General features: G+C 58.1%; 15 protein-coding genes. 14 read left to right on the top strand and 1 reads right to left on the bottom strand.

Features of this window, described 5'->3' with window-relative positions; translation table 11 throughout:
• The first annotated feature begins 41 nt into the window (after positions 1 to 41).
• Positions 42 to 1,544, top strand: coding sequence for a hypothetical protein (locus FFI89_RS07110; RefSeq protein WP_246669383.1), 1,503 nt, complete (start codon positions 42 to 44; stop codon positions 1,542 to 1,544).
• A 289-nt stretch (positions 1,545 to 1,833) separates the two neighbouring features.
• Here FFI89_RS07110 and FFI89_RS07115 read toward each other — a convergent pair.
• Positions 1,834 to 2,776, bottom strand: a protein-coding gene (locus FFI89_RS07115; protein WP_138829534.1) for an IS630 family transposase whose coding sequence is annotated in 2 segments (ribosomal slippage) — positions 1,834 to 2,439 and positions 2,441 to 2,776 — 942 coding nt in all. Because the reading frame shifts where the segments join, the coding sequence is not laid out codon by codon here.
• Positions 2,777 to 3,129: 353 nt separating this feature from the next.
• Between FFI89_RS07115 and FFI89_RS07120 the strand changes: the two genes are divergently transcribed.
• The 13 genes from FFI89_RS07120 (at position 3,130) to FFI89_RS07185 (ending at position 15,461) form a co-directional block, all read left to right on the top strand.
• Positions 3,130 to 3,342: a hypothetical protein gene (locus FFI89_RS07120; protein WP_138834174.1), complete on the top strand. Its 213-nt coding sequence runs from the start codon at positions 3,130 to 3,132 to the stop codon at positions 3,340 to 3,342.
• Positions 3,343 to 3,627: 285 nt separating this feature from the next.
• Entirely contained in the window at positions 3,628 to 3,840 is a 213-nt protein-coding gene (locus FFI89_RS07125; protein ID WP_138834176.1) for a Flp family type IVb pilin, read from the top strand.
• 227 nt (positions 3,841 to 4,067) lie between these two features.
• Entirely contained in the window at positions 4,068 to 4,574 is a 507-nt protein-coding gene (locus tag FFI89_RS07130) for a prepilin peptidase (protein WP_138834178.1), read from the top strand.
• 1 nt (position 4,575) lies between these two features.
• Positions 4,576 to 5,532, top strand: a complete 957-nt coding sequence (gene cpaB / locus FFI89_RS07135; protein ID WP_138834180.1) for a Flp pilus assembly protein CpaB — start codon at positions 4,576 to 4,578, stop codon at positions 5,530 to 5,532.
• Positions 5,532 to 6,725 carry an AAA family ATPase gene (locus FFI89_RS07140; RefSeq protein ID WP_138834182.1) on the top strand — a complete coding sequence of 398 codons (1,194 nt, stop codon included), beginning with the start codon at positions 5,532 to 5,534 and terminating at the stop codon, positions 6,723 to 6,725. The genes cpaB and FFI89_RS07140 overlap by 1 nt, the downstream gene beginning before the upstream one ends.
• 206 nt (positions 6,726 to 6,931) lie before the next feature.
• The gene (locus FFI89_RS07145) at positions 6,932 to 8,182 is read left to right on the top strand and encodes a CpaF family protein (RefSeq protein ID WP_371722500.1); all 1,251 of its coding nucleotides are present in this window, start codon (positions 6,932 to 6,934) and stop codon (positions 8,180 to 8,182) included.
• On the top strand, positions 8,179 to 9,111 hold the full coding sequence (locus FFI89_RS07150; protein WP_138834185.1) for a type II secretion system F family protein: 933 nt from the start codon (positions 8,179 to 8,181) through the stop codon (positions 9,109 to 9,111). The genes FFI89_RS07145 and FFI89_RS07150 overlap by 4 nt, the downstream gene beginning before the upstream one ends.
• Positions 9,108 to 10,010: a type II secretion system F family protein gene (locus FFI89_RS07155; protein WP_138834187.1), complete on the top strand. Its 903-nt coding sequence runs from the start codon at positions 9,108 to 9,110 to the stop codon at positions 10,008 to 10,010. The genes FFI89_RS07150 and FFI89_RS07155 overlap by 4 nt, the downstream gene beginning before the upstream one ends.
• Before the next feature lie 16 nt (positions 10,011 to 10,026).
• Positions 10,027 to 10,488, top strand: a complete 462-nt coding sequence (locus tag FFI89_RS07160) for a hypothetical protein (protein ID WP_138834189.1) — start codon at positions 10,027 to 10,029, stop codon at positions 10,486 to 10,488.
• Between the two features lie 9 nt (positions 10,489 to 10,497).
• Positions 10,498 to 11,841, top strand: a complete 1,344-nt coding sequence (locus FFI89_RS07165; protein WP_138834191.1) for a pilus assembly protein TadG-related protein — start codon at positions 10,498 to 10,500, stop codon at positions 11,839 to 11,841.
• Positions 11,841 to 12,248, top strand: a complete 408-nt coding sequence (locus FFI89_RS07170) for a TadE/TadG family type IV pilus assembly protein (protein WP_246669384.1) — start codon at positions 11,841 to 11,843, stop codon at positions 12,246 to 12,248. The genes FFI89_RS07165 and FFI89_RS07170 overlap by 1 nt, the downstream gene beginning before the upstream one ends.
• A gap of 448 nt (positions 12,249 to 12,696) precedes the next feature.
• Positions 12,697 to 14,274 carry a type II and III secretion system protein family protein gene (locus FFI89_RS07175; protein WP_138834195.1) on the top strand — a complete coding sequence of 526 codons (1,578 nt, stop codon included), beginning with the start codon at positions 12,697 to 12,699 and terminating at the stop codon, positions 14,272 to 14,274.
• Positions 14,275 to 14,912: 638 nt separating this feature from the next.
• Positions 14,913 to 15,461 carry a tetratricopeptide repeat protein gene (locus FFI89_RS07185; RefSeq protein ID WP_138834196.1) on the top strand — a complete coding sequence of 183 codons (549 nt, stop codon included), beginning with the start codon at positions 14,913 to 14,915 and terminating at the stop codon, positions 15,459 to 15,461.
• The last annotated feature ends 29 nt before the right edge of the window (positions 15,462 to 15,490 follow it).

Raw genomic sequence — 15,490 nt, forward strand, 5'->3', positions numbered from 1 at the left:
AAGCTAAAATGACAAGTATCGGCATTTCAAGGACGTAGAACATGCCATTAAGCAATAATTCGTATCAGGTAGATGCGGAAAGCAAGCAGAACGGGACCCATCCGGGCAACGATCACCTTCGGGCTTGGTTGCCGTTCATCTTGGCGACGACGGCCTATCTGATACTCATCGCCAAGATCAGCGGCTTGTTAAGGGATGCGGATACCTATTGGCATATCGTGGTCGGCCAGTGGATCATAGATCATCGTGCCGTACCTTATGTTGATCTGTTCTCTTTCACGATGCACGGCGCGCCCTGGATGACCAGTGCGTGGTTATCAGAAGTCCTCTACTTCCTTGCATTCAAACTCGCCGGCTGGCTGGGCCCTGCGCTTTTAGCCGCGCTGGCGGCTTCTACGGCGTTCTTCCTGCTTGCGCGTTTTCTACTGAGAAGACTGTCGAACGTGCCGGTCACGATCCTGGTGAGTGCCGGGATCGTCATGACGGCGCACCACATCTTGGCCCGGCCGCATGTCTTGATCTTTCCCTTGATGGTGCTGTGGGCCGACGGTCTGCTTCGGGCGATTGAAGAGCGACGAGCGCCTTCAATGGCCTACCTGCCGGTCATCACGCTGTGGGCGAATCTTCATGGCAGCTTTACGTTAGGCGTAGCGTTGATTGCGCCATTCGCCCTTGAGGCGCTTGGGAACGCGGACAAATCGTCCCGCTTGACGGTTGCGTTGCACTGGTTTCGATTTGGGGTGTTGGCGCTTGTGGCCGGCTGTGTCACGCCGTATGGCGTCGAGTCGATCCTGGTTACAATACGTATTTTGAACCTTGGGTCGATCCTTTCAACCATTGGCGAGTGGAAGCCGATAGATTTTAGCTCGCTGCACCCCTTTACAATTTGTCTCCTTGCTGGTGCTGCCTACGCGCTCTACAGCGGGTTCAAGCTGCCTCTGCTCAGAGTTGCTGCGCTCCTTGCTCTCGTTTACGAAAGTCTCGTCCACCAACGCTATGTCGACGTTTTCGCACTGGTTGCCCCTTTCTTCATTGCTGGCCCATTGGCGCAGCATCTCTCGCGACCTGAACAGCAGGACCGCCGGAAAGCGATTCCGGCAAAAACGACCGGAATTGTTGCGGCTTTCGCGGCCCTCGTTATCGTCACCGGTGTGATCGCCGCGGCGAAAGAGCATGTTCCTCCACTTGTTCCGCGTGGTGCAGTGGAAAAGCTCAAGGAATTTAAAGCAAATCGCGTCCTGAATGACTACTACTTCGGAGGATATTTGATCTTCCAGGGCATGCCGACATTCATCGATTCACGCGCCGAATTGTATGGGCCGGCATTTCTCAGCCGCTATTTGCGGGCAATCCTCCTTGAGGATCTGGCGGATCTCATCAAATTACTTGATGAGTATAAGATCGACTCAACGCTGCTATTCCCGTCGACCCAGGCTGTAGGTCTGCTGGATCGACTGCCCGAATGGGAGCGGGCCTTTGCCGATGATGTGGCCGTCGTCCACGTTCGTCGCACCCATCCAGAAAACGCGGACTCCCTGAAATAAGGATCATGCCCTACGTTCACTGTGCTGTCCGGTGGCGCGCTGCGTACGCGCGATCCCAAGCGGATGGTGGTGGACACTACTGTTCAGCCCAAAACTATTGCCTTGCCGACTGGCGAAAAGCTCGTCCGTGTGGCGACGAGAAAACAACGGCTGACGAACATGCCCGCCCGGCTGCGATCTGCGATCAGCGCAATCGGAAATAGCAGCACGTATTGCGGCTTGCACGTCAATAGCGGAGGTAGAGCCGGCAAGTACCAGGCGTATCGGGGGGCGCTAGAGTCTTTCCGATTTAGACGGAAGCATATCCAGCGTTGCGCAGATAGTTTGCGCATTCTTGCGGTGTGAAGTGTTGGAGAAGGCTGCCAATTTGGCGCCACACGCCTTCGATGGTGCGCTCTTCGGCTTTGCGGAGCAGGGTTTTGAGCTTTGCGAAGACCTGCTCGATCGGATTGAGGTCCGGGCTATAGGGCGGAAGGAAGACGAGCCGTGCGCCGGCAGCTCGGATAGCTCTTCGGATAGCGGGACCCTTGTGGGAGCCGAGATTGTCCATGACGACAATGTCGCCAGGTTGGAGCGTTGGCACCAGCAACTGCTCGACATAGGCACGGAAGCTCTCGCCGTTGATCGGCCCGTCGATGACGCAGGGCGCAGCGATGCGGTCGTGCCGGAGTGCTGCGAGGAAGGTCATCGTCCGCCAATGGCCGTGCGGGACCTGAGCCTTGAGCGGGATGCCCCGTCGCCACCAACCATGGGTACGGGTCATGTTGGTCTTGGCCCAGGTCTCATCAATGAAGACGAGACGGGTAGGTTCGATTTTCGATTGGTGCCGTCTCCACCAGGCGCGGCGGCGCGCGATATCAGGACGATCCTGCTCAGCCGCGAACACGGTTTTTTTTGAAGCTGATGCCCTGGCGCTTGAGGAACCGCCAGAGCGTGTCGCAGGACACCGCGACACCGCGTTCGCCAAGTTCTGCCAGCAGCGCGTGCAAGGTCAGATCAGGTTTCTCGGCCAGCCGAGCCAGCAGCCAGTCGCGCTCGCCTTCCAGCAGGTAAGGCCGCCTGCCGCCCATCGGCTTGGCCGCCGCACTGCCCGTCGCGCGCGCCCGCTGCGACCACTTCACGACGCTCGCAACGCTGACGTCATACAGTTCTGCCACCGCTCGGCACGTCTCACCACTCGCAACCAACCCGACAACACGCTCACGCAGATCCAGTGAGTATGCTCGCGCCATCCTTGCTGGCCTCCGTCCCAGCAGGAAAATTGAATCAGAGCCCACCTGATTTGGGAATCCCCGATTCAGAAAAAGTCGGAAACACTCTAGCCGCAGCGCGGACGTTCCTGCGGGAACTCGGTCAATATGACTGTCGGATACGCAGAATGACGTCAGAAAAAGCAGAAACTGCTCACTCATTTGGCGTGTTCGCCGGCTGGTTACACCGCATTTTCACGGTTAAGTATAAATCGTCGAAACTTAGTCTAAACATTGACTTGGCCGCCACTTTAACACAAAATTCACCCACTGGCGGCAGGTCGCCGGCCAACGGCTGTAGTTCCAATTTTATTCTGTAAAGAAGGGATTCTCCTATGTTGATGTATTACATCAAGACCACCGAAGCTCTGAAGCGCCTGCGCGCTAGCGAGGATGGCGTGGTGTCGTTTGAATACGTGATCGTTGCCGCTTGCATCGTCGCCGCGGTTGGTGCTGCGTTCGGTCTGTCGGGCTCCGGTCCCATCAAGGACGCGCTGAGCAGCGCGATCTCGAGCATCTCCAGTAAGGTTGCTACTGCGGTTGGTTAGTACGGCTGCTCGGGACCAGAAGGACGGGGCCCGTTGATTCTTGTGGCCCTGTCCTTTGTAAAGTTCGATCTATGAGTTGAATGGCGATTGGTTGGTGCCCTGGCGAAGTTCGGCGATCCGCGCCACCAACAACATGATGAATTTAGCGACGATTGTCGGATCAGGTTCCGACAAGGCAATACTAGAGTGAGGGCGACGCGAGATTTTGCCTGCATTCGTTGCGAGGCGCGTGTGCCAGCCTGAGTAGTGAACCCATTGAAAGTGAGACCTTTGAAGAGGTGCCATATGTTAAAGCATTACATTAAGGTGACCGAAGCTCTCAAACGTTTGCGCGCGAATGAGGACGGCGTGGTGTCGTTTGAGTATGTGATCGTTGCCGCTTGTATCGTCGCTGCAGTTGGTGCTGCGTTCGGTCTGTCGGGCTCCGGTGCCATCAAAGATGCGCTGAGCAGCGCGATCTCGAGCGTCGCCGCTAAGGTTGCTGCTGCCGTTTTATAACGCGGCGTCTAGCTCAGCTACGTCTTCTGTACCCAATCGATGAGGGGGTTGGGCGCCGACTGGATCTCATTCAATGTTGGTGTTCGATCCATCAAGATATTGCTGACGGATGCGGTGACCGCGCTGGCGCCACGGCCATTGCCCGTTGATGTGGCCTTCAGGGGACCGCGTTCTGGTTGGACTACCCTTAAAGGCGGTCCATTGGACGAGTTTGAGGTTCGCGCTTGATGAGTTGGATCGTCAACATAGCCTCAGTTCTGGAAATTCTGTTGTTGCTTTATGTTGCAACGATAGATGTCGCGACGCGATTGATCCGCAATGAGATCTGCCTTGCGCTCGCGATCCTCGGGATCGCAGGTCATCTGGCTAATCCGGTCGGGATGGTCGGGTCTCTGATTGCCGCGACAATCTTGTTTTTGGTGCTTTTTGTCATTTTCCAGCGCGGGTTGATGGGCGGCGGCGATGTCAAATTGCTCGTCGTCTTGGCGATTGGTCTGCCGTTGATGGGCACCATTCAGATGTTGACGATTACGGCACTCGTTGGTGGCGTTCTTGCCCTGGTGCATCTGATGATGCGGAACCTGCCTTCTCCAAGGCTTGCCCCCGCCGGGTCATCGTTGCTGCGCCGCGTCTACGTGGTCGAGCGTTGGCGCCATTTGCGGCACGCGCCGTTGCCTTATGGTGTGGCCGTAGCATGCGGTGGTATTTGGGCGATTTTCAGTAAAGGATTTTGATATGTCGTCGGCTTTACGACTTTCGATTATTGCAGTTCTTCTTCTTGCAACAGCTGCGCTGGGCCTCATTGCGCTGAATATGAACACTCCCAAGACTCCGACCGAAGAGGTTGTTCAGCAGGCGCCAGCGCCAAAAACCGTCGGGTATTATGTGGCGGCGCGGCCATTGCCGCGCGGAACCTTGGCCCGTGACGAAGACTTCTTGGTGCGTACGGTGCAGCCTGACCGCGTTCCAGCAGATGCTATTCTTGAGACGCCCGACTCCAAGGCCTCACTTTCCGGCTCACTGGTGCGCAAGTTCGTCGAGGCCGGCAGTCCGGTCACTTTGCGAGATATCGTGCGCCCTCAGGATCGAGGATTCCTCGCCAGCGTGCTGGCGCCGGACAGCCGAGCCATCAGCATCAAAGTTGACGAAGAGTCCGGCGTCTCGGGCCTCATCAGGCCGGGCGATCGTGTGGATGTCATGCTGACCCAGGTATTCGAGAAGGCAGATCCTGCCCGTCGCGCCCTGAGCGAAACCGTTCTCCGCAATGTTCGGATCATTGCGATTGACCAGGAGATCGTGCAGGGCGGACGGCCCATCGCCGCCACGATGGGTAAGCCGGCTCAGACGGTGTCGTTGGAGCTTACACCCGAACAGGTCAACAGGATCACAGTCGCAAAACAGCTCGGAAAGCTTTCGCTGTCGGTACGGGCCGCCGTCGATGAGCGGGATAACGGCGACGCTCGTGCCATGTCGAGCTGCGATGTGTCGCCGGAGCTCGCCCGCCAGAACGCTCTTGCCGGCCAGACTGCTGCAGTCGTGGTTCATTCCGGCGGCAAGGCCGAGCATTACTCGGTCAGGAAGCAAAGCGGTCCGGACGACGCAAGCGTCGCCTGCGATGGGGCGCCGGAAGCTGCCCACCAGACTACTGCAGCGGCAGCAGGCTACCCTGGCAAGTCGCCGGAGAAGCGTTGATGAACATGGCAATGGTGAATCCGCCTGAAGCTACATCTGCCGCCACCCGCGACCGCGTCATTTGCTTCGTCAATGACGAGGAAAGCGCCGCGGCTCTGCGCAAAGGCCTCGACGGCAGCAATGTGACGATCCGACGCGGCACGATCCGCCATGCCATCCGCATGCTGGAAACCGACACCGAGCTGTTCGCGTTGGTGACGGACATCAGCGGCATCGATGACCCTTTTGCCGAACTCGAACGGTTGGCCAGCGTCTGTCCGCCCGATGTTCGGGTGGCCCTGATCGGCGATAGCAGGGAGATCACCTTCTACCGCGAGCTGATGGAAACCGGCGTGACCGAATACCTTCCGCGGCCGCTTACGCGAGATATGGTGCTGGACCTGCTGCGCCCGAAGCTGATTGGCGGCGTTACGCCAGCTCAAACGGATCGTGGCGGGCATGTCATCTCGATTTGCGGCGCACAGGGTGGCGCCGGCGCGACGAGCATCGCCATCAATCTCGCGCTGCAATTGGCTGATACCACCAAGGCCAAGGTCGCGCTGCTCGACCTTCATCTGCAGAACGGCGAGACGGCGGTGATGTTGGGCGTTCGGCCAGGGCCTGGTCTGCGCATCGCCCTGGAAAACCCGATCCGTGCGGATACGTTGTTTCTGGAACGCGCCGCCATCGAGATCAACGACCGGGTTAGTCTGATCGCCGCGGACGAGGAGCTGGATGCGCAGCTCAATATTACTGAAGCGGGCGTGCGACACGTGCTCGGTTTGCTTCGCCAACGATTCAACTACATCGTTGTCGACGTACCGGTTCCATTTCCTCCCTCGATCTACCCGGTGATCAGCCTTTCTCGTCACGTATTGGTCTTGCTGGAAGCGGAGGTGACGGGACTTCGCAATGCTCATGCGCTCCGCACGGCGGTCACCAACATCGCTGGCAAGGACCGGGTCTTTACGTTGCTCAACCGGGCCAATCGTGCTGGAGGCCTTCCCAGGGCGACGATTGTCAAAGCTCTGGGCGCAGAGCCGGACATGGTGATTCCTGATCTTGGGAAGGGGATGACTCAGGCGGTTAATCTCGGAATTCCGGCGCTCAAGCACGTATCAGGACTGCGACGTCACCTAACGCCGATTGTCCGGGAGATCACGGGCGTCGGCGCCAAGCGAAAGGGACGGTTGAGGAGGTTGCTGGGGCTATGAAAAGGTTATTCGGCAGGCACGTAGACGAACCGCCAGTTCGTTTGCCTACCTTAGTGCCAAGCCCACCCGCATTGACGGAAATCGTGCCTTTGTCGGCTGTAAGCTTGTCGGCGTCGCTCTCGGGCGCGCATTCGCCGGTTGCAAGCTCACCTGCACCTGCCCCAAGCCTGGTGCCTCGGCGGGAAGACCCTCCAATTCATCATCCTGTGATGCTCACGTCGCTGCGTGAACGGGTGATGGAGCAGATTGATCCATCAGCAGCGGCAATTGTTTCGCGTGATGTGCTTCGACGGCAGATCGAGGAAATAATCCACGGGATCGCCAACCAGGACCGGCTTGAGCTGTCTGGTCGCGAGCAGATTCAGCTAGCGGACGATATCGCGGACGATATGACCGGCTATGGGCCGCTGCGTCCGCTGTTGGACGATGAAACAATCAACGACATCATGATCAACGGACCCAGCAATGTCTATGTCGAGCGAAGCGGCAAGCTGGAGCGGGTCGCGGTACGATTCCGTGACAATGACCATATCGCTTCCGTAGCGCAGAAGATTGCGGCGCAGGTCGGACGGCGCGTTGACGAATCCAGTCCGATGGTCGACTGTCGCCTGCCGGATGGTAGCCGCGTCAACATCATCCTCCCACCACTCGCGATTCACAGCCCCTGCATTTCCATTCGAAAATTTCCAAGTCGCCGCCTGAGTATGGCTGGACTGATCAACAACGGTTCAATGACGCCCGCGATCGGGAAATTGCTGGAGATTGCCTCCCGCGCGCGACTCAACGTTCTCGTTTCCGGTGGTACCGGATCCGGCAAAACGACGCTGCTGAACGCCATGAGCCAGTTCATCGATGACAGTGAACGCGTTGTCACCATCGAGGACGCGGCGGAATTGCAGCTTCAACAGCCGCATGTGATTAGCCTGGAGACTAGGCCCCCCAGCCTGGAAGGCACGGGGCAAGTGACCCAACGCGATCTGCTTTGGAACGCGCTTCGTATGCGTCCTGACCGCATCGTCGTCGGCGAAGTCCGCGGCGCCGAAGCATTCGATATGCTGCAAGCGATGAACACCGGCCATGACGGGTCGATCTCCACGGTGCACGCTAATAGCACCCGGGACGCCCTGACTCGTATCGAGAACATGGTGCAGATGGGGCAGGTAAATCTGCCATCGCGCGCGATTCGGGCGCAGATCGTCGCTGCACTGGATATTATCGTTCAAATCGAACGCATGCGGGACGGGCAGCGTCGGATCATTCAGGTCAGCGAAGTAACCGGCATGGAAGGCGAGGTGATCACCACCAACGATATTGCGGCGTTCGAGTATCAGGAGGAGGATGTTCACGGGCGGATATTGGGGACTTACAAGTCAACTCAGGCGCTCCCGAAGTTCAAAAGCCGACTTGCCTATTACGGGCTTCATCAAGCCTGGACCGAAGCGATGAGGCACATATGATTCCGAATTACGTGATCCTCGCTATTTTGGGCTTGCTCCTATGCGCGGCAGCCGTGACGCTGTGGTTGGATGCGCGCGAAAGGCGAATGAATCGCCAACTCGCGATAGCTTTGCAAACCGCGCCCACGGCCGGCTGGACTTCGATTCGCCGGACTGAGACCGGGGCGCGCTCGATGTTGCTGCACCGTTTGGTGAACTACAATCCGGACATCGTTTATTCCTGGCACCCGATCTTTGTGCTACCGGCCGCCGCGATAGCGGCGGCGGCTATATTTTATGCCAATATCCCGTTCGGATTTTCCAGCTTGCAGGTGTCCATTGCCGCCGCGATTGTCGCGCTGTTGGTGGTGCGCGGTCTGTTTGGGTGGCAGCGACGTCGCTTCTCCAATCAACTATTTCGGCAACTGCCGGATACGATTCAACTGGTGACAAGTACAGTGCGCTCAGGTCTGCCTGTAAACGAAGCGCTTCGTACCATCGCTCGCGAGATGCCGGAACCGACGGCGGGTCAGTTTACTATCGTCTGCAGCGAAATTGCCTTGGGCAAAGCTCCGGAGGAAGCCGTAGAAGCTATCTATCGGCGTACGCAAGTCGCGGAGTACGCGATGTTCGCGGTGACACTTGCCATCCAGTTGAGATCCGGTGGCAGCCTGGCCGAAACACTGCAAACCCTGGGAGACACCGTGAGTCAGCGCGTCGCGCTGGCCGCCCGGGCGAAGGCTCTCGCAGGAGAGGTAATCTTCTCCTCACGCGCGCTTTCGGTCTCACCTGTTATCATTGGTGGAGTGCTGTACTTGATCAATCCGAAGTCGGTCGATCTGCTGTTTTATGATCCGACCGGCAACATGCTCCTGGCGTATGCCGTTGGCTCGGTCATTCTCGGGCACTTTGTGATCCGTTGGATGATTCAAAGGGAGACGTCGCTATGACTGCCGGCCTGGCTTTGGCAGCCCTCGTCATCATTGCCGCGACCGCGACATCCGTAATGCTTATCCGCGAGATACACATTCGCGCGCTAAACGCGCGGGTGTCGAATGCGGTGCTCGGGATTTCCGACCGGTCCACGCGTTCGCAGGATATGACCAGTTGGTTTTCGTCGATTGGCATGCGATACCGGCGTTTCTACGCCGAGGAAAATCTGAACGAGTTGCGGGGCATTCTTCAGGCGGCTGGATTGAATCACCATCGAGTCTTGCCGATCTGGATAGGCGTCAAGACTGTCAGCATGTTCCTGTTTCCGATCGTTGCCTTCCTCTTTGCGCAGCTTTCGGGGTGGTCACCGTCCAGTGTGCTGATCTTCACCCTTCTTGGCGTGGTTGTAGGGATCATGGGGCCGCGACTGATATTGCTCGTCATGAAGCGGGGTTTCGATGCCGCCATTCGGTCAGGCACGCCGGATATCATCGATTTGCTCGTTGTGTGTGCTGAAGCGGGAATGGGACTGGAAAGTGCCTTGCAGCGTGTCGCCGAAGAGATGAACCAGACCAATCCGGCTATCTCGCGTGTTTTGTACGTGCTGCTCGACGACCTCAGGATATTACCGACCCGCGCCGAGGCGTTCGATAAGCTGGCGTCCACTTCGGAAGGGTTTCGCCGCTTTGGCGTTATGGTCAGCCAGAGCCTGCAATACGGAACGCCATTGGGCCAGGCCCTGCGCACGATCGCGGCCGACCTACGGCGCGAGCGGATCACCAGTCTCGAGGAACGGGCTCATAAGCTCGGTGCAAAGCTCATTGTGCCGATGGTGCTGTTCCTTCTGCCGGCCATGTTTGTCATTCTCGGCGGCAGTTCATTCTTGAATCTCCTTCGTTCATTCAAGGGGATCTAGTCACAAACGGAGAGTCATGAGCACAGTTCGGACAGGCAGGCACAAGAGCGGCAGGCGCTCTTTCATTGACGATCAACGTGGTGCTGCCGCGTTCGAAATGGCTATCGTCTACGGTTTCTTGATGTTCAGCCTACTCCTGCCGCTGGCCGATCTGGCGATTGCCGGCTTCAGGTTCATTTCGGCGCATCAGGCGCTTCGTGATATGGGGCAGCGGACCCAATATTCCCCACCGGCCGATGTGACTAACGCCTCCGTCATCGCCACCTGGAAAAGCGCGCTGCCCACGGCGATCAGCGGATATACAATTACTCCTCAGGTATACTGTGGTTCTCCCGGGACGGTGGCTCCCTGCAGTTCGGGGGCTGCATCGATCATGAAATACTACATCTTCACGACCAGCTTTACCTTGACGCCTATGGTACTTGGCTCGCTGTTGTGCAGTACCTGTACCATTAGCTACACCCAGCGATTTCAATAGGAGGACACCGTGCGCAAATTGGCTCGCTGCAGTCGCGGTTCTGTCGCCTTCGCGACGGTGATTGCGCTGGTGCCGTTGATTGGATTTGTCGCTCTCGGGGCCGAGGCTGGGTCGTGGTACGTGACCAAGCAAAATGCGCAGAATGCCGCTGATGCGGCTGCCTACTCGGGCGGCTTGTCGCTGGCCTGTTCGCTGTCAACAGGCAGCGACTGCGATAATTCGCAAGACTATGTTTACCGCGGCAAACAACTGGCCGCCCAGAATGCGTTCTGCAATTCCACCGGCGATCCGGCATATCCAGGCTCGACTTGCGGCACGCCGCAGGCAAATACGACACGAACCGTGTCGGTCGATCGAGGAACCTACTCTGCTGGCGTCTGGACCAGTTCGGCAAGCGGCCAGTATGTTATTGCGACCGTGGCCCAGCAGCAGCCGGGATACCTTGCGCAGATGTTTGGCATGTCCACCGTCAACATCCGCGCGTCAGCGATTGTCCAGATACAGGATCCAAAGCCGGTGTGTGCGTTTGGATTGGGGCCGGGAAGTGATGCACTTAACCTCGGCGGCAGCAGCATCATAAGCGGCACCGGGTGCGCGATGATGTCGAACACCAACGTCAAGTACAACGGCACTCCGAGTTTTAGCGGTTCCGGCTGGGCTGTGAATGCGGTAGATGGCTGCAAGGCGCCGTCGGGGCATTGCGCCCTGACCGACGCGGGGTACAACTACAATATGCCTACCGCGAAGAATCCGCTATCTGTGCTGGATACGAAATCGTTCAATTCAAGGTCGAACCCCGTAACAAGCCCATGCGGCGGAAGAGTTAACAATAATCAGACCTGTTCGCTGACCCCAAACAGCGCAGGAGGGGTGTACGGTAGTCTAACGGTGAATTCCGGAGGCACGTTAAATCTTGCGGCCGGAACATACTTTTTCTATGATGCAACGATAAATTTTGGCGGCACCGTAACCGGCACGAGCGTAACGCTCGTATTGCTTGGAACCACCTCAAGCCTCACCATCAGTGGCGGCACAGTCAACCTTTCCGCGCCCACGACCAATTCGTTTGATTCTGATCTGAACGGTGTCCTGATTGACGATCAGGCCAAGAACACGGCGACGCCAAACAAGGTTGCAGTCACCATCGGCGGCAGTAATACGTCGACCTTGGGCGGCGCGATGTATTTCCCCAATGCCGATGTGACATATGGCGGAACAGCTCAAAGTTCGAACACAGCGTGTACAGAAGTGATCGCCGCCTCACTCACGATCAGCGGCAATACCTACCTGAGTTCGTCGGGTTGTACTTCCAACACCTTGGGTAAGACCAAAATCATTGCGATGGTGCGTTGATGAGGAGGCTCGACCAGCGCGGCGCGGCGGCCTTCGAGTTCTGCCTCGTCGCCGTGTTCTTTTTCACATTCGTGTTCGCGATCTTCGATCTCGGACGCTATGCAATCACCATGCAATTGTTGCGCGCGCTCGCCAGCGAAGGTGCCAGGGCGACGATGATTCAATGTTACACGCCTCAGGTAACTCAGAATGCGTCGCCATCCAGCTGCACCGATGTTAACACCTACTATAGCAATACCTATCTGACGTCATTGACGAATATCATGGGGCTCACGCCCACGCTGAGCGCAAGCACCGACGGTTCTGTACTCACCATCACGGCGTCTCTGCCCGGCTTCTCCATGATGACTCCGATTTGGAGCGCATTGAGTACGACGCCGAATGCAAGCACGTCGATTCCCTATTAGCGCGCATAAATTGGTCAGGGCTTTGGGGCTGGAGTTTTCGTGGGAGCTCAGCTTGGCCAACCCTCGCAGGGCAGGCCCCATTAGGCGGCCGGAACCAAATTTAACGAAAAATCATGAAATTACTGCCCAAATAGGCCGCCGGATGGAGACGCCGGCGACTGATCGGGCCGTCAGAAATTGCAGCCCGAAAAGTGGTGCTCGTTGGCAACATTGGGCGATTTTCTCTCGAATTTGCTTGGGATATTAGGGCTCTGTCCTTGCAACGGGAGCGCGTGCCGGACGATGATCCTGATGCAGCCGGCGGGAGGCCGGGGAATAGAAACTTATACCGGCGATTTTTTGTAAGGCAGATTGTGACCTCCGCGGTGTCGTGGGCTCGGGAGGATTGTGAACCCGCTGAGGTGCATATTGCGGGTGGCCGCGGATCGCGGTGAAGGGGACTAATAAAATGAGTGGCGGCCGCATTTCGACTGAGGGAGGAGGGAGGCTTCTCGCCCGGAGCGCGCTGGTTCTTGGCGCTGCGCTTGCCTTGTTCGGCTCGGCGGGCGCCGCCGATGCGGCAGACAGGCGATCATCCAGCGGCGTCTTCGTCAGCGAAATGAACGACGTCCAGCGCGTCAAGGTGATCATCAACAAGTCACGCACCTTCAGGGTCGATACGGCTTTTTCGACGATTGTCGCGGGTTCGCCCGACATTGCCGACGTGAAGTCGCTGAGCGATCACCTGATCTACATCCAGGGCAAGCAGACCGGCACCACCAACGTCATCCTGTTCGATAGTTCGATGAAGCAGATCGGCATCCTCGATGTCGAGGTCGCGATCGATACCGGCAACCTGCAGCAGAACATCCAGTCCTCGACCGGCACCCGCGGCATCCGTGTCACGGCCGCGGAGGGCCAGGTGGTACTGAGCGGAATGGCCGCGGATGCGGTCGCCGCCGAGCGAGCCATGGCGATTGCCACCGGCGTTGTCCCGAAGGGTGGCACCGTCGTTAACGCCATGAACGTGGCGGGGCCGCAGCAGGTCATGCTGGAAGTGCGCTTCCTTGAGGTCTCGAGGTCGGCTGGCCGCGAATTGGGCGTGAACCTCTATGCCGGCAATGGCAACCTCACGCAGGTTGGAAATAGTGGAGCTGGCGCACCGAACGTACCACTAGCAGCAAGGACCCCCCAGGGTGTTCCCCTTCTAGGCACCGCCAATGGGCTAATCGGTACTGCGACAGGTCCGTTTGGCAACCTTTTAACGAATGTGCTGAAACTGAATAATGGCACATCGGTCGATCTCCTGGTGCAGGCCCTGGAGACGAAAGGGCTCGTGCGCCGCTTGGCCGAGCCGAACCTGATGGCGTTGTCGGGCGATTCGGCTCGCTTCCTGGCCGGCGGTGAATTTCCGGTTCCGGTAGCCTCCACCACAGGTGTGAACGGCTTTCCCACCGTTAGCATCGAATTCAAGAAGTTCGGCGTCGAGTTGGGCTTCGTGCCCACCGTTTTGTCGCGCGGCGTGATCAACCTCCGGGTTGAGCCGTCGGTCAGCGAACTCGATTTCACCAATGCCGTAACCATCTCAGGAACGACGATCCCTGCATTGACTAGCCGCAACGCTCGGACCACGGTTGAGTTACGCGACGGCCAGAGCTTCGCGATCGCTGGCCTGCTCCAGACCCGCAACACGCAGGATGTCCAGCAATTGCCCTGGATCGGGTCGGTGCCAGTCCTCGGTGCGTTGTTCCGAAGCGCATCTTATCAACAGAAAGAGACCGATCTGGTGATCATCGTGACGCCGCGTCTGGTTGCGCCCGCGGTCCCAGGGCAGACCTTGGCGTCGCCGTTGGACTCCCGCATGCCCGCAAACGATGTCGACTTCTTCCTCAACGGCCAGATGGAAGTGAAAAAGCGCTACAATGACTATGTCAATTCCGGCGGTGACCTCAAAGGGCCGTACGGGCACATCATTGCGCCCGATGTGCGCCTGTCCGCGCCGCCGGCTGTCGTGACCGAGCAGCCTGTTGTCAAGACCCTCAACTGAAGGACGCCCGATATGACATGCACGGTGTTACTCGCGGTCTTTACACTGGGATCTTGCAACGGCTTGGCCGGCAATGACGAAATGGATCGTTATTTCCAGCGTTCTGATACGATCACCCTAAGTGCCGGCAACGCGCAGCAGGCCAACGCCGTGACACAAACGATCCATCCTTGGCCGAAGTACGTCGGCGATCGCAGGATCGTTGCTCAGGCGGCGAAGACCAATGACGCTATCAGGCGTTATCGTAGAGGTAGCCAACCGTTCGATCCGTTACCGGCGTTCGGAGTAAGCGCGCCAGGGCAGGGGCACCTTCCAATGGGAACTGCGGGCGCAACGGCAGCAGCAGTGGAGGCAGGTGGTATCGTCGTCCAGGGCACCGGTGCGGCCAGCTTAGGCGCCGCGCCCCCACGGTAATGAGTTTGATAGTTGTTTTGCTACCGGTAGTAGCAAGGCTACGCGCGGCGTTTAGTCATTCACGTTGGACGTTCGTGTCGGACGGGCAGGGGAGTTTATCCGGCGTCTTTTTCAAATTGGGAGATGTGGCCTACGGGTAACACGTCTCTAACCCCGCTCATGGTAGTGCGGGAACGGTATTTCGAGCGGTGCAGGGTGCAGTAAGTGGGGCGGGGATAAAAATCATGTGGCGCCTTCTTCTATGGCTGGGTTGCGCCTTACTGGCCACAGCCTTGGCGGCTTGCGAAACGGTGCAAGAACCAACCGTGCGTGACGCTGCCGTAGTTGCGCCCGTTGCTCCAGCCGGTCCTGACCCTGTGCAGGAGCCGACCGACGTCAAATATTATCCTTCCGATGAACCTGTGCGGATGGGGTTGGAGCACTTCAACCGCGGCAACTTCGGGCTGTCGCAGCGGTATTTCAAGGATGCGGTCGAAAAGGCCCCGAAGGACGTGACCGCCTGGATCGGGCTCGCAGCGAGCTATGATCGGCTGCGGCGCTTTGACCTCGCTGACCAAGCCTACGCTCAGGCGATCCGCCTCGGCGGCGAAAGCGTACAAATCCTGAATGACCAGGGATATTCGTACATGCTGCGCGGCAATCTGAACGCGGCGCGACGGAAGTTCGAGAAGGCTTATTCGCTCGATCCAACCAACCCGGTGATCGTCAACAACCTTCAGCTCCTGAACGGCAGCCGCAGGTTCATTGAGCGGCCGCCGGAAAATCAGCCATAGCCCGAGCTCTGAACTTTTCTGGCTCCTCA

Source organism: Bradyrhizobium sp. KBS0727 (genome assembly GCF_005937885.2).
In the GTDB taxonomy this organism is placed as follows: Bacteria; Pseudomonadota; Alphaproteobacteria; order Rhizobiales; family Xanthobacteraceae; genus Bradyrhizobium.